Source organism: Pusillibacter faecalis, assembly GCF_018408705.1.
GTDB classification, from domain to species: Bacteria; Bacillota; Clostridia; order Oscillospirales; family Oscillospiraceae; genus Oscillibacter; species Oscillibacter faecalis.
On record NZ_AP023420.1, the window covers coordinates 573,026 to 586,120 of the forward strand.

Here is a 13,095-nt window from a genome sequence, read left to right on the forward strand (position 1 = left end):
GGACATGACAAATCACAGCATAAAACACAGCCCCGTCTGACCGTATGAACAAGGTCAGATGGGGCTGTGTTCATGCTTTTGCTGGCGGCAACAGATTGGTCATGCTGCGCAGGCTGATGCCCAGAGTGGACAGGTTGTGGAGCGTGGCAGAGGTGGCTGGCGCTAGGATGCCCAGGGCTCCCAAGGCGATGAGTCCGCCATTGAAGCCGATGACAAAGCGGTAGTTAGACTGGATGCGGTTCATCAGGGCCACGGACAGCCGCCGCAGCTGCACCAGTTCGAACAGGTCGTTTGCCGCGATGGTGATGTCCGCGATCTCCCGGGCGATGGCGGCGCCATCGCTGATTGCGATGCCCACATTGGCAGCGGACAGAGCCGGGGAGTCGTTGATTCCATCGCCGATCATGACCACCGTGCGGCCCTGTGCGCGCTCGGCCTGCACAAAACGGGCCTTGTCCTCCGGCAGCACCTCAGCCCGGTACTCGTCCACTCCCACCTGGGCGGCGATGGCTGCCGCAGTGCGCTCACTGTCGCCAGTGAGCATGACGATCTTGCCCACCCCCAGGTCATGGAGGGCAGCTACCGCATCCACCGCCTCGACGCGCAAGGGGTCAGAGATACAGATAACTGCGGCCAGTACGCCGCCGACCGCCAGATACAGGTGGCTGTACTGCTTAGGCAGGGCGTCGAAGGCGTCCTGCTCTCCCGGCGGGACAGTGCAGCCCTCATCCTCAAAGACGAAGTGGGCACTGCCAATGATGACCCGCCTGCCGTCTACCGTGCTGGCGATGCCGTGGGCCACCAGGTACTCCACCTGGGAGTGCATCTCCTCGTGGGCAAGCCCCCGCTCCCGGGCGGCCTGGACCACGGCGTTGGCCATGGAGTGCGGGAAGTGTTCCTCCAGGCACGCGGCCAGACGGAGCATTTCCGGCTCCTTGTTCCCACCAAAGGGGATCACCTGGGCCACCACGGGGCTGGCATGGGTCAAGGTGCCAGTCTTGTCAAAGACGATGGTGTCCGCCTGGGCCACGGCCTCCAGGTACTTTCCGCCCTTCACGGTCACATGGAAGCGGCTGGCCTCGCTCATGGCGGAGAGAACCGCCAGAGGCATGGACAGTTTCAAAGCGCAGGAGAAGTCCACCATCAGCACAGACAGAGCACGGGTGACATTGCGGGTGAGCAGATAGACCAGTGCGCTCCCTGCCAGCGTGTAAGGCACCAACTGGTCGGCCAGATGTGCCGCGTGATTCTCCGCCGCGGACTTGAGCTGCTCCGACTCCTCGATCATGGCTACGATCTTGTCATAGCGGCCCTCGCCGGACTGCTGGGTGACCGTGAGGACGCATTCGCCCTCCTCCACCACCGTGCCGGCATAGACGCTACTCCCGGGCCGTTTGGGGACAGGAATGGATTCTCCGGTGAGGGACGCCTGATTGACCATGACCTCGCCCTCCACGATGGTGCCGTCTAGTGGGATCATGCCGCCCATGCGGACAACTACCTGATCCCCGGCCTGCACCTGATGGAGCGGGAGCAGTTCCTCTCCTTTTTCGGTTTTCATCCAGACCCGGTCGATGTTCAGAGACATACTCCGAGCTAGGTTTTCCACAGACTTTTTGTGGGTCCACTCCTCCAGCAACTCGCCAAGCCGTAGCAGGAACATCACAGAACTGGCTGTGTCGAAGTCCCGCCGCGCCATGGACAAGCAGATAGAAATCCCGTCCAGCAATTCTACATGGAGCTGTCTTCGCAACAGACACCGGAGTGCTCGGAACAGGTATGGAACAGCTTTCACAACAGCGTAGGCTGTCCGCAGCGGTGCCGGAAAAAACAGGGAGCGGACTGCCTTAAACGCGACCATACCCACCAGCTTTTCCTCATAGGCACGATTGAGCGCCCGGCTGCTGTGGAGCGGGACCAATTCCGCCAGCGCATGATTCTGATAAGAAAAACCGGCGAGGGCCCTTAGTAAATCCTGCCGATCTCCCTGATACTCAATCACCGCGCAGCGGGTCCGCTCATGGACAGACGCCCGCTCCACCTGCGGCAGAGTCAGCAGCCATGCCTCCAGCATGTCGGCCTGTTCCAGCGTCATGCGCTGCTGCATGGCCTGAACGCGGATTCGTCCGCGGCATTCGTGTTTAATTTGAAATTTCATGATTGCCTCCATAGAACGAGAGGGACCGCCTCCCGGCGGCCCCTCCCTCGTTTCTTACGCATTACGCTTCAGAACACTCTACGCTGGCAGCCTCCTCCGCCTTCGCACGCTGCTCATTGATTTCCTTGGCGGAGGCCAAGATATCAGCGGCATTTTCCTGGACAGAGGTGACCGTCTCCATCACGGACTCCTTTACCCGCAGAGCCGCGGCAGTGGCGTGTGTATAGGCTTTCTTCGCGTCCTTGCTGGACAGCAGCTTGAAGCCAGCAGAGCCGAACAGCACGCCGCTGGCGAACAGACCTACTCCCTTATAGATATTCATATTGCTCACCTCGCATTCAGCGGTGCCGGTATCCGGTAATGATGGCCATGACCATGCAGACGACAGCGCCCCAAGCCCAGAAACGGTGGTGTTTCATTGGATAGTCCCTCCCTCGCCAGACATGGCACCTTATTTGAGCACACATAATAACATACGAATCTTAGACTTTTCTATCCGTTTCGGACGAAAACCGTTGCAAATGGATTTTTATTTGCATTCCGTCGAAATTGGGAGGGAGGCATATGGTAGCGCTGCTTGAACGCGATGCCGAACTGGCTGACGCTGGAATATCCTACTGCTGTAGAGATCTGGAGCACGCTCTGGGTCGTAGTAGCGAGGAGTTCCGCGGCCTGGGCCATGCGCTGTTCCAGGAGATACTGGTGAATCGGGACTCCATACACCTGACGGAAACAGGACTTCAACGCTGTGCCGGAGATTCGAAACTGTTGGGACAGTATCTGAATCGTCAGTCGCTCATCCAGGTGCCCCACCAAGTATTTCTGAATCTCGCGTATGGTTTCAATCTGACTATGTGTATGGTAATCACACTGCGGAGGTAAGGCCAGCCCCTCTCGCTGTGCATGGAGCAGGAACAAAACCTCCAGCGCCTTGATGACATAGTAATCTCCGATATGTCCCGGCTGCATATAGTCCAGGGCAGAAAACAGAGCTTCGCTCCAGAGTGCTGCCTTCAGCATACAAGGATCATTCCAGGCACGGGAGATGGACTCTCCCAAGTCGGAGTGCATAGCACGCAGGGCCGACCACGCGGCTTTCGCTTCCATCCGAATAAGGGCACCATAGAATGACTCCGAAGCAAACTGGCCCCGATACGCTTCTGTACGGACTGGGAGAAACAATACCTGATCGGCGCTAAGGCTAAGACGCCGGTGGCCGGCCCATTCCAAAATAAGCCCGCCTTTGCGGCAAAATAGGATCTCCAGAGCCTCCGACTCCTGGATAAACGGGAACTCTTCCGAGGGGGGTGCTCCCTCCAGTCGGAAGATAGCCGCCTGCTCCGCGGGCAACTGGGTGACGGTCCAGCCGTCCCAGGATAAAAGTGCATCCAGCATGGCGCTTACTTTCGGAAGGAGAAGAGGCCCTTCTTCTCATAGGGGGCCGACTGGATGGAAAGGACCTGATAGCCTGTGGCGGAGATCGCACTGCGCAGGGCGTCCTCATCTAATCTGTTCTCACACAGGATCTGCGTCTGCCCTTTGCTGTGGGACGAAGTGACCTTTTTAATGGGAAATGCCTTGCGGACTGCGTCGTTGACATGAGCTTCGCACATGGAACAGGCCATTCCTTCCACTGCGATGGTGTATTGGAGCATTACAGTTTCCCTCTCATCTTGTTAGTTTTTGCTAACTATTCAGTACAAATAAAATACCAGAACCGCAGTTTGCCAGATACTTTTGCTTATCTGCACTCCTACCCCTGGCATTCAATAGTTAGCATTTACTAACTAATAATACCACAAATTTTAATGCCCTGCAAGTCCCTTGAAAAAAAGAGTATTGTGTCACGTAGAAAATATCCATACGGTACGATATTTTTGTCAAGGAGTCCGCCTGTCACAGTCGATGGATATTCTCTTTTCACATGATACCGCTCCCACGGCTCCGAAAAGAGGTTGAGGGCACAGATGCTTGGGGCTTCCGTGCAATCCACTTGGTGGCGATCACCAATTAAGAGAAATCTAATTCTCTTTATCAAATAACCCCTCATAGCCTTGGCGGGCCTATATGTGGGTTCACTCATTCTGCTTCTATGGTCTTCTGAATGGTCGGGTATATCATCTGACATTCAAAAAGAAAATCCAACTAGATCAATGCGTCGTGGAAAACTCTTGACAGTGGGATCTATCATTTGCCACCAAAAGTGCAACTTTATCCGATCTTCACAGCCCGGTTTGCAGTTGCCGTGACCTCAAAAACATGATATGATGCTTGAAAAGGGGGAATTGACTTGGCACAGAAAGGACTCAGCCATGATGTTATGGAGGCGGCCGCACCATTCACGGATCTGCAGAACTGTCTGGCGAGGAAAACTATCCCCCAATTGCGCCGCCTCGCGGCAAATCTCCATTTAAATGGTACCTCTAAATTGCGAAAAAATGAATTGATCGGCGTAATCCGCAACGACTTACTGCGGCCCGAGCGGTTAGAAGCGGTCCTGTACGGCTTAGAAGAACCAGAGTGGATACTTTTTCAAAAATGCGCGGCAGCCGATGCCTACCCACTAAAAACGGCTGCACAGGGGATGGAAGGCATTCTACCCTTCCTAGGATATCTTCAGGCCTTTCAGCATGAGAATCGTCAATTTTACGTTGTACCGAAGGATGTGCGTGCAATCTACCAGGAATTGGCTACCGCCAGTTTCCTGGCACGCAAGAAACGCGACAACCTGATCCATTCCTACGCCATGGCGGCGGTTAATCTGTATGGCGTGATCCGCCAGGATGACCTGATCACCATTTTCAACAGCCAGAACAGTAAGAAACTCGCGGAGGCGGAACTTTTCCCCACCCTGCTCCGGCACATCGCCTCAATGTGCGGTTATGTGCTATGGGAGGAATACTTAGTCCATCACGGCTTCGAGGAAAATGAATTCCGTGATGTTGCGGACCTTTTGACCAGGATTGGAAGCAAGCCGCGATACATTCCCCCGAAGCCCGAGTTCCTCAAGTATGCAGATATCGACTACTATGAGGAAACCGCCGCCACACTGCTGATGGAGCAATACCTCCGACGTGATATGGGATTGAGCCACGAGGATGTGAATGCGGTCATGTCGGAACTCCACTTCGCCATGCTTCTGGAGGTACGCCCTGTTGAGTATCTGAATATTCTCCGTGACTGCAAGATATTTATTTCCCGGAAAGACCTGCAAATCGTTCTGGATATTCTGTCGGAAATGGCGAACAGCACACGGCTCTGGTCAAACAACGGGAGAACTCCGAACGAAATTTTTGAGTTGTACGAGCAGCCACGCCTCAATAAACTGCCATCCAAAACAGTAAAGGTCGGGCGTAACGATCTCTGCCCCTGTGGGAGTGGAAAGAAATATAAAAAGTGCTGCGGCAGATAGTCTATTGCAGCATGAAACGAGGAATCCCCGCAGCAGATGTCATCATAGACTATATGATCCTGCAGGTATGCTGGCCCTCGTTGTCAAAGAAAGAGCGCATCGTCTTTGCAAAGAGTAGCCGGGCTCTAATTCCATACAGTTCCCTGTGGCTGCCCGCGGAAGAAGGCAATTCAGACGCCCCAGCTGGCTAGACAGATAAACTCAATCATTCGTACCAGACAAGCAAAAACGGGCCCGCGGAAGCATTGCTCCCGCGGGCCCGTTTTTTCATGCTCGCAGCACGTTCATCAACTGATGCATAGACAGCCGAAAGCAGGACATGCTTCAGCCATTGTCTACCGGAACAGAGTCTAAAACAGCGTGCCATCCCTTTGGTGCAAATCAGGAAAGCGCCCCCGAATACTCATAGTCTCTCTGCCGTTTTAGGACCTTCCTCGCCTTAGCAACCCACGCTGTAACATAGTTGGCCGGTACGCCAAACAGTTCTCCAATCTCACGGTTGCTGTATCCTTCAGCGAGCAGCCGGATGGCCTGCATCCCTTTTGCAGCCACTCCGGTGGCGTCTGCCTCGGCTCGATCCAAAAAGTGAAGGAGACTGAGGCTTGCCTCCCGCTGTTCTGTGGTCTCATCGTCCAGTACCGAACACGGCATCTCATCTGGATCGGTGGCCACTTCCCTGCCCCGGCGTGTTGCGTACTCCAACTGTGTATAGATCTCATTGCGGATCAGGCGGTAGGCATAGGTCGAAAAGGCCACGTTATACCCTGGCTGGTCCGTCTGGGCGGCTTTACATAGGCCAATGCATCCAATCTGGAACAGGTCGTCATAGTCATAGATGCAGCCCGTGCCCAATGTATGCACACAGTCCTGGATCACCTTCCCCACCAAGCCCATATTCTCCTCCACCTTGATTTGCTGTTCATTCGTCAACGGCTTCAACATTTCATTCACCTCCAGATACCTTTCCTAACCGCTCCTTCTCTCCCATCCGTTCCTGATACAGTTTCCTGCTCTCCCGGATGACCACCTGACAGTAATACTCTCCCAGATGCCCAATATGGGCGTGAGCCATCGGTGCCTGCACAATCATGCCCAGCCACTGATAAGCATCACGCTTACTCATGATCCCTGACTGGTACAGACGGTTGAATTCCTTATGCGCGTTATAGCGTAGCCGCCTCAGTTCCGGTCCCGCCAAACTGCCCATCGGCTTCAATGTCTTTGCATGTGCCATCACAAAGGAATCACAATCCGGATATCTGGAACAGACATAGGCCATCGCTCCCTCCTGGTGTACCCTGCATAAACCCTCCGCGCTGCGCAGAACCGCAGGGCTGCCGCAGTGGCAATGTAGGCGCCCACTACCCGGCAGTACACTATCCTTGCTGCGGTTTGATTTTCTCTTCATGCTAAAATCCTCCTCTCGAAGTAATGACATATGACAGACTCGCATCAGCCTGAGCGGAACCGGGAAAAACGAAAAAGACCGGAAGACCGCTGAAAAAAGACAATGCAGAGCCAAGCGCTGGAATAGTGGTGTCGCATCCAGCCATTGACTCTGCACTGTATTTCAGCGGCCTTCCGGCCACATTCTTTTCAGACAAGACCTGCGCGTTGTGGGGCCGCGGGACAGCGGCTCCGTAACGATTCCCCGCACCATTTCAGCAGGTCTGACGCCATGGCGCCCCGGCGTATCGAAAGCCTCTACGCAGTATCTTGCTATATTGGAATTATAGCAGAATCCATCCAAAAAGTCAATAAAAATCACAAAAAACACAGTGATTTTCGCAAAAATCCCACTCATTTCAGTCTGGGAGTATCCATCTCAGTCTGGGACAATTTCAGGGCTCAGTATTCGTCATCGTCCCCATCCTCCCAGTTATCACAAACCGACTGCTGGCGCCGTTTGGCAATGTAGAGCGCGGCCAGACCCGCCCCAGCGAGGGCCAAGCCGGTCAGGAACAGGATCAGCGTGCCGACTGGGATGCCGCCTGAGTTTGCATCAGGTTCTTCCTGCTGCGCCACATCCGCAGCGGCGTCTTGTGACGGCTCAGCCGGCTCCTGTACAGCCTGGCCTTGCCCCGTGAGCGGATCTGGGATAGGTACCGTGGAATTGAGGCAGCTGAGGGTATAGGTCTTGCTGCCGCCCAAATCCATGGTCAGTACTCCGCTGCTGTCTACAACAATGGGGGCCGGGAATACTCCGGCGTCAGTGCGTAGTTCAAACTCTACACCCGCCCAGCGCGTTCCAAGCTGCAGAATCAGTTGATCTGGCTGCTGTGTCAGTTGTGGTTCTGTGCCATCGGTATCGGCCAAAGCCGCTGGACACAACACTGACATCAACATTACAATCACCAACAGAGACAGGCAGGCCCGTCCCGTTTTCTTTCTCGTTCTATTCATCTTAGTTCATCTCCTCTTCGCAGAAAATGAATCAGGGTGAACGCACCTCATGCGTTCACCCTGATTCCAAGTGCTATCCAAATTCTACTGTGTTTCACCATCCAGCAGGAAATCCAGCGCATTCACGATCTTAATCCCGTTGATGTCGGTATCCAGCGGCTGATCCATCGTAATGACGACTTTCTCGTAGTTGTCCTGTACCGCCATCAGAGGCGCCAGTTCCCGTTTCCGTGTTTCAGAATCACTCATGGTTTCGGTCACTTGGATATATCTTTTGGGGCCGTTGCTGGTTGCGATAAAATCGATCTCCTTATCGTCCAGTTTCCCAATCGCCACATCGTATCCACGCCGGAACAGTTCCAAATATATGATATTCTCCAGCAGATGGCCGGTGTCACCGCCCCGGTCACCCAGCAGGTAATTGCGAAGGCCAGTATCCACGATATAATACTTGCCCAGTGTCCGCAGATAATCCTTTCCCTTGATGTCAAACCGCTTGACCTCATAGAAGATATAGGACTCCAGCAGGGCGTCTATATAGGCCGAGATGGTCTGCACGGCTGGCTTGCTCTTACGGTTCCCCTCCTCCAGGAGGCCCTCCGTCACAAGCGTGTTGCCGATGGAGCGGATCGAGGTGTTGTTCCCAATGTTGTCGGACAGAAAGAGGATGATCTTCCGCAAAAGCAGTGCGTCTGTAATGGCCCGCTGTTCCTTCCGGCGGCCGCGCTCCAGGATGTCCCGCACTACCACAGCAGAGTAAATGCCATCCAGCAGCATATGGACCTTTTTTTGATCAAGCCCGGTTTCCGAAATGGCTGGCATCCCGCCGAAGCGGATGTATGCCTGAAACAGTTCCCGCAAATCCATCATTTGTCCCTGTTTGTCAATGGCCCGCTTCCGTTGGCCGCCTGCGGGAGATTGATATGACTCCACTGTGTACCCTTGAAAATCAAGGAATTCCGCAAAGGAGAGGGGCAGCATCTTCACTTCCACATATCGGCCGGACAGGTAGGTGGACAACTCGGATGAGAGCAAAAAAGCATTGGAGCCGGTTACATAGATGTCGCAGTCTAGGTCGATCCGAAAGGAGTTGACCGCATTCTGCCACTGGGGGACCTTTTGAACCTCATCAAAAAAGAGGTAAAGCCTCTTCCCCGCCAGTTTCCGCTCCATTACCGCTTGGTAGAGAGCCTTGCTATCCATATCGGCGTACTGCATAGACTCAAAATTCATAGAGACGATCTGCTCCGCTGCCACACCGTTTTCCCTAAGGTGCTCTTCCATCAGTTCCAGCAGGCTGGACTTCCCACAACGCCGAATACCGGTGACCACTTTTATGAGGTCTGTGTCCTGGAACGAAATCAATTGCTTTAAATACCGAGTACGGTTCCTGAGTTCCATGAACTCACCTCCCAGTCATCATCTTATCACATCCCTTCTAAATTGTAAAGTTGATAATATCAATGTGACAAATTTCGATTTTTATTTTTTTTGTCACATCAAAAGCATTATCGAGTTGTAGACATATGTGTGATCACACCCCAGATCCGGTTGTTCTCGTGGTTGATACCGAGGATGCGCACAGTCGCCCTGGCGCCCCGTGGCGGCCGGCCGCGCTTGGGATAGGTACATAGGCAGTCGACGCCTCCGTCCAGGGATACGAACACGCCGTTGAGGTCCACCATGCTGACGGTGCCCACGTAGCGGTTGCCCACCACATATTTCTTCAAGGCCTTTTCGTAGGGGTTTTCCATCGCCTGCTTTACCGATGCGGACACCCGAGGGTGGCTGCGGTCGCTGCGGTCCACCTCTAGGACCTTGACCAGCACGCGCTGGCCAGGCTGATAGTGCTGTGCGGCATCCACCCACCGCTGATAGGAAAGTTCCCGCAGCGGGATGTAGCACTCCGCGCCGAACAGGTCAATAAAGATGCCGGCCCGGATAACGGAGATAACCCGGGCCTCTGCACGGATTCCTTCATAGATCTGATAGTTGCCGTCCCGGTCGGTACGGAAATAATACTCCCGCCGCTTGAGTGCCATAGCCTCCAGACGGCTGGCAGCCACTACATTGTTTTCCTGGTCGACGCCCTTGACAATGTAGTCCACCTCCGCACCCAGTCTCTTATTGAGCAGATAGTGGAGTACATCACCCCGAGGCTGCCCGCGATAATCCTCCGGCTCCTCAATAGCCTCCAACACCGGAATGATCACTTTGAAGTCACCATGGTAGATGACCGCATAGGACATCTCCGGGTTGTCTGCCAGCCGCTCCACACCCTGGATTGTGCCGGTGAGTATCTTCTTACTTTTAAGGGATTCCACCAGATCCAGCAGATCGCTGCGCAGCCGGTCTGTATCTGTCTGCACGGTACGCTCGGCGTCAATGGAGACGACCCTCTGGCGGCGCCGGCCAGGCATCCGGAGTTTTTGGGACTGCCCTGTATTGGTTTCCTCCTCATCGGAGGCCTCAGCGTCAGAAGCATCGGATTTTGGTTCCGCCTCAGATACCTTCTTGCGGGTGCTCCTGCGGCGCCTTGCGGGCGGCGCGCCGGCCTCCGCATCCTGAACTGATTCCGAGTCAGTCTGGGGCGTATCGTCATTTTCACCAGGCTGAAGCCGCTCATCGCAATCTCCTCCCGAATCAGACTCGGTCTGGGAATCGGAGGCACCTTCGCCAGGTTCGGTACCTGGTTGCCCGCCAGGCTGAGGCAGCTCATCCTGAAAATTATACTCAGTCTGGGGAACGTCATCAGGTTCCAAACTGGATTCTGTTTCAGTCTGGGAACCAGAGTCGCCTTCACCAGGTTCAGCACCAGGCTGAAGCGATTCATCTTGGGATGCATCCCCATCATTCTCAGTCTGGGGATGCGGTGCCTGGCCATCCGCAGCTTCGCCCAAATTCTCGTCAGTCTGGGAGGCATCCGGGTCCAATGTAGTCGCACTTGCCAGTTCCAGATCGATCATGCCCGCAGGCGGGCTCCCATCTGGGTACAATTCCGAATCGGTCAGGCCGGCAGTAATGCCATCCTGCTTTTCTTCAGAGTTCTGTTCCTGAATCTCTTTCTTGGTTTTTGCCATGGTATTGAGTCCTCCTTTGTTTTTTCATCGTGCTTTAATTACTCAAAAATCCGTCGGCGGCCTAGCGCTCTCATAGAGGGTCTTGGGCCGTTTGGCGGGTTTTGACGGTTGTTCTGGCGGCGCAGCAGCCGGGGGCGCGCTAGTTTGAGCTGGAGCAGCAGGCTTCTCGCCCTGTTTTGCTGCAGACGCTCCGCGACCTGCTGTTTTCTCTTTTGCCGTCTTCTTTTTTTCCGGTGGTGGAGTTTCCTCCGCTTGTGGGTGGACCATCACCGGAGCGGGCTTCTCCTCAGGATGTGCAGGCTTGTAGTCCCGGATATGGGCCTTCACGCATTCTTTGGCATACGGGTGTTCCGTAAAGTCAAACTTCTTGGCCCGCAGAACCTTCTGTCCGCGGATGATGATGAGCAGTTCATCGTTGGGCAGGCGCAGCACCTCATCTGGAGTCAGTACGCGGCGGCGGCCGATTCCCTCTGTGTAGCGGTATTGAGGAATAACCTGCGCAAGGGCGATACTTTGTCGTGTGGTCATAGTGGAGTTGACTTCCACTGTCATGTCTCCGCTGCGGGCACTGAAGTATTGCGCCGACACATCATCAGTGGCTCCCAACATAACCTGCGTATCCGCGTTGCCTAATAGTTCCGCCCACAGATTATCGGGATACCGGTTCTGAAGCTGAGGCAGGCTCTGGCAGACCATCAAAATCTGCAGGGCCCTTGAGCGTACTGTGCTGAGTCGCCGGCCAAAGTCAGGGATCACGCCAATGTTGTTCATCTCATCCAATATGATATTGACCGGCACCTTGCATCGCTGCTCCGGCATACTGTCCGCATAGCGCACCAACTTAATGAACAAAAATACAAAGAAAAGAGACGACAAAAACTCAAGAGATGAGTTTTGGTCGTCCAAGATGATAAAGTATGCGCATTTTTGTTTGCCCGGCAGTGACAAATCAATATCCGAGCGACGGGTAATCTGACGCACGGCTTCGCTTTGCAACACCTGAAGCCTGGTTCCAAGGCCAAGCACAATGCCAGCCCGTACTGCATCACTGCCTTGACTGAACAGGCTGTATGGAGCCTTAGCCGGATGGTCCAGCGGCAGCCGATCAAAAATCATAGTCAGTTCTTTTTCTGTGTTCTGGGTGATCATTTGATAGACGGCCGGCAGGTTTTTCTCCTCCGGTTTGCGGGTAGAGTCCATATCCACATAAAGGATCAGGCTTTTGAGCAGATTTGCCTCGCCATTATCCCAGAAATGATCACTCTCACCATCTCCCTTCGTGTTGGCGATGATGACATCGGTAAGCACCTGTGCCATGAGGGTGTCCCCGCCCAGGTCGAACATACAGTTCCAGGAGTCGCCAAGTTCCGGCTGTAACAGATTGTAGACCCGAACTAGATAGCCGTGCTTGCGAAACAGTTCTGCCGTGTCCGCATACATTTCGGATTTTGGATCTGAAATCACCACGGATTCCCCGCGCCGGATACTCTGGAACAGCGCCGGGCGGATGATTCCGCGGGATTTCATTGTTCCGCTTGCGCCGAAGACGGCAATGTGCTTATTGAGCCGGGTATCCTCCGGCAGACAAATGACGGCTCCTTTCTCCGTCTTGCCTAAGATAATCCCCTTCGCATGGCCGGGGCTGCTGATCTCCAGGATGGCACGCATCTCCTTGTCGCTCATCCACCCCGCTGTGCCATAGGTCCCCCGCTTACTGCGGGAGAAATTGCGAGGATCATAGTCGCCATTGCCAAATCGATCTTGGAAATGGATGAAAAGATATACACCACTGCCGATGACTGCCACAAGGGCAACGCATTTCAGACCGCTTGCGGTCATGGCGCTCCGCCAGCAGCACACCGGCGAAAAACAGATCGCGTCCATTGTGGCTTTGCCAGTGATCCCGCCCTCTGCAAGCCACTTCTGATAATTGAGGTTGAATTGGTTGACCAACCCACCTATGTAAAAAATCGCCGCCATACTCAGTATGACGGCGAGTACAATTCCTATTGTGCGAATATACTTCGACTGCATGGCAGTCC

The 13,095-nt window shown here is 54.4% G+C and carries 12 protein-coding genes; 1 reads left to right on the plus strand and 11 read right to left on the minus strand.

The window, feature by feature from the left end:
- Nucleotides 1-70: 70 nt before the first annotated feature.
- The 5 genes from KJS55_RS02935 to KJS55_RS02950 form a co-directional block, all read right to left on the minus strand.
- Nucleotides 71-2,158, minus strand: coding sequence for a heavy metal translocating P-type ATPase (locus KJS55_RS02935; RefSeq protein ID WP_055179547.1), 2,088 nt, complete (start codon nt 2,156-2,158; stop codon nt 71-73).
- Nucleotides 2,159-2,219: 61 nt separating this feature from the next.
- On the minus strand, nt 2,220-2,480 hold the full coding sequence (locus KJS55_RS02940; RefSeq protein WP_050624230.1) for a DUF6110 family protein: 261 nt from the start codon (nt 2,478-2,480) through the stop codon (nt 2,220-2,222).
- Nucleotides 2,481-2,496: 16 nt separating this feature from the next.
- Complete coding sequence (locus KJS55_RS17760; protein ID WP_487250703.1) at nt 2,497-2,625, minus strand: DUF6219 family protein; 129 nt, start codon at nt 2,623-2,625, stop codon at nt 2,497-2,499.
- A gap of 25 nt (nt 2,626-2,650) precedes the next feature.
- Nucleotides 2,651-3,553, minus strand: a complete 903-nt coding sequence (locus KJS55_RS02945) for a helix-turn-helix transcriptional regulator (protein ID WP_101693849.1) — start codon at nt 3,551-3,553, stop codon at nt 2,651-2,653.
- 5 nt (nt 3,554-3,558) lie between these two features.
- On the minus strand, nt 3,559-3,813 hold the full coding sequence (locus KJS55_RS02950) for a heavy-metal-associated domain-containing protein (protein ID WP_050624228.1): 255 nt from the start codon (nt 3,811-3,813) through the stop codon (nt 3,559-3,561).
- Nucleotides 3,814-4,448: 635 nt separating this feature from the next.
- Here KJS55_RS02950 and KJS55_RS02955 point away from each other — a divergent pair.
- A complete protein-coding gene (locus KJS55_RS02955; protein ID WP_055179545.1) occupies nt 4,449-5,570 on the plus strand; it encodes a YecA family protein in 1,122 nt (373 codons plus the stop codon).
- A 381-nt stretch (nt 5,571-5,951) separates the two neighbouring features.
- Here KJS55_RS02955 and KJS55_RS02960 read toward each other — a convergent pair whose 3' ends face one another.
- The 6 genes from KJS55_RS02960 to KJS55_RS02985 form a co-directional block, all read right to left on the minus strand.
- Nucleotides 5,952-6,512 (minus strand): sigma-70 family RNA polymerase sigma factor, encoded by a 561-nt coding sequence (locus tag KJS55_RS02960; RefSeq protein WP_055179544.1) that lies wholly within the window; start codon nt 6,510-6,512, stop codon nt 5,952-5,954.
- A gap of 1 nt (nt 6,513) precedes the next feature.
- On the minus strand, nt 6,514-6,978 hold the full coding sequence (locus tag KJS55_RS02965; RefSeq protein ID WP_070103819.1) for a zinc-finger-containing protein: 465 nt from the start codon (nt 6,976-6,978) through the stop codon (nt 6,514-6,516).
- A 440-nt stretch (nt 6,979-7,418) separates the two neighbouring features.
- Nucleotides 7,419-7,973: a hypothetical protein gene (locus tag KJS55_RS02970; protein ID WP_055179542.1), complete on the minus strand. Its 555-nt coding sequence runs from the start codon at nt 7,971-7,973 to the stop codon at nt 7,419-7,421.
- 84 nt (nt 7,974-8,057) lie between these two features.
- The gene (locus KJS55_RS02975; RefSeq protein ID WP_050624223.1) at nt 8,058-9,374 is read right to left on the minus strand and encodes an ATP-binding protein; all 1,317 of its coding nucleotides are present in this window, start codon (nt 9,372-9,374) and stop codon (nt 8,058-8,060) included.
- Between the two features lie 107 nt (nt 9,375-9,481).
- Nucleotides 9,482-11,053: a S1 RNA-binding domain-containing protein gene (locus tag KJS55_RS02980; RefSeq protein ID WP_055179541.1), complete on the minus strand. Its 1,572-nt coding sequence runs from the start codon at nt 11,051-11,053 to the stop codon at nt 9,482-9,484.
- Nucleotides 11,054-11,095: 42 nt separating this feature from the next.
- Nucleotides 11,096-13,087 (minus strand): VirD4-like conjugal transfer protein, CD1115 family, encoded by a 1,992-nt coding sequence (locus tag KJS55_RS02985; protein ID WP_055179540.1) that lies wholly within the window; start codon nt 13,085-13,087, stop codon nt 11,096-11,098.
- Nucleotides 13,088-13,095: the final 8 nt, after the last annotated feature.

Coding starts and splice junctions, on each gene's coding strand:
- KJS55_RS02975 (WP_050624223.1), bottom strand. CDS start 9,374: ATGGAACTCAGGAACCGTACTCGGTATTTAAAGCAATTGATTTCGTTC.
- KJS55_RS02980 (WP_055179541.1), bottom strand. CDS start 11,053: ATGGCAAAAACCAAGAAAGAGATTCAGGAACAGAACTCTGAAGAAAAG.
- KJS55_RS02940 (WP_050624230.1), bottom strand. CDS start 2,480: ATGAATATCTATAAGGGAGTAGGTCTGTTCGCCAGCGGCGTGCTGTTC.
- KJS55_RS02935 (WP_055179547.1), bottom strand. CDS start 2,158: ATGAAATTTCAAATTAAACACGAATGCCGCGGACGAATCCGCGTTCAG.
- KJS55_RS02965 (WP_070103819.1), bottom strand. CDS start 6,978: ATGAAGAGAAAATCAAACCGCAGCAAGGATAGTGTACTGCCGGGTAGT.
- KJS55_RS02960 (WP_055179544.1), bottom strand. CDS start 6,512: ATGTTGAAGCCGTTGACGAATGAACAGCAAATCAAGGTGGAGGAGAAT.
- KJS55_RS02970 (WP_055179542.1), bottom strand. CDS start 7,973: ATGAATAGAACGAGAAAGAAAACGGGACGGGCCTGCCTGTCTCTGTTG.
- KJS55_RS02985 (WP_055179540.1), bottom strand. CDS start 13,087: ATGCAGTCGAAGTATATTCGCACAATAGGAATTGTACTCGCCGTCATA.
- KJS55_RS17760 (WP_487250703.1), bottom strand. CDS start 2,625: ATGTGTGCTCAAATAAGGTGCCATGTCTGGCGAGGGAGGGACTATCCA.
- KJS55_RS02950 (WP_050624228.1), bottom strand. CDS start 3,813: ATGCTCCAATACACCATCGCAGTGGAAGGAATGGCCTGTTCCATGTGC.
- KJS55_RS02945 (WP_101693849.1), bottom strand. CDS start 3,553: ATGCTGGATGCACTTTTATCCTGGGACGGCTGGACCGTCACCCAGTTG.